The organism is Collinsella sp. AF05-9 (assembly GCF_003465595.1).
GTDB lineage: Bacteria > Actinomycetota > Coriobacteriia > Coriobacteriales > Coriobacteriaceae > Collinsella.
Genome location: NZ_QSBB01000081.1, coordinates 1 through 1,026, shown reverse-complemented (window position 1 = coordinate 1,026; position 1,026 = coordinate 1). Strand labels below are relative to the sequence as shown.

The following is a 1,026-nucleotide window of genomic DNA, read 5'->3' as shown; positions in this document are numbered from 1 at the left end:
GACCAGGAGGGCTACCTCGAGGACGGCAGGAACGTCTACGAGGCGGGCAAGAAGATGACCGCGCTGGCCGACCGCGTGCACGAGGAGGGCTACGACGCCGTCTTCCTGATGGGCGTCGGCGGCACCTGGGACGAGTTCATGCAGCTCGAGTACCTCATGAACAAGTTCGGCGACCGCGACCTCGAGGTCTACCTGATCCACGCCGCCGAGTGGAACGTCATGGGCCACAAGCGCATGACCGACAAGTCCGTCGTGCTGACCGCCTCCGAGTCCGGCACCACCCCCGAGGTGCTCGAGGCCATCGGCAAGATGAAGGAGATGGGCGTGCGCGTCTACGCCATGACCAACCCCGAGGGCAAGATCGGCCGGGCCGTGGGCGCCGAGAACTGCGTCATGATGGCCTCCGACCACGGCGCCGGCGGCTGCGAGAAGGGCTACTACCTCGCCGACTGCTTCGGCCTGCGCCTGCTCAACCGCCGCGGCTGCTTCCCCAAGTTCGACCTGTTCATCGAGCAGACGAAGGACGTCTGGAAGGACATGCTCGACATCCGCAAGCGCTTCGAGCCGCGCGCCGAGGAGCTCGCGAAGAAGTACGCGCTGGCCGACTACACCATGTTCATCGGCTCGGGCGCGCTGTGGGGCGAGACCATCCTGTACTCCATGTGCCTGCTCGAGGAGATGCAGTGGAAGCGCATCCGCCACATCACCTCGCACGACTTCTTCCACGGCACGCTCGAGCTGCTCGAGCCCGGCGTCCCGGTGTTCCTGTTCATGGGCGAGGACGAGTGCCGCGCCCTCGACGAGCGCGTCCGCGCCTTCCTCACCAGCGGCGTGACCGGCGACGAGGACTACGTCATCATCGACACCGCCGAGTACGCGATCCCGGGCCTGGACGACGACTTCCGCGTCATCGTGTCCCCCTGGATCCTGTCCGTGCTGACCACCGACCGCCTCTCGCGCAACTACGAGCTGGTCACCAAGCACAACCTCAAGTACCGCCGCTACTACCACCAGTTCGACTACTAA

At 65.7% G+C, this 1,026-nt stretch carries 1 protein-coding gene; it reads left to right on the top strand.

Annotated elements, in window-relative coordinates:
* The coding region (locus tag DWV43_RS10000; protein ID WP_117818460.1) for an SIS domain-containing protein at positions 1–1,026 on the top strand (1,026 nt) is incomplete at its 5' end.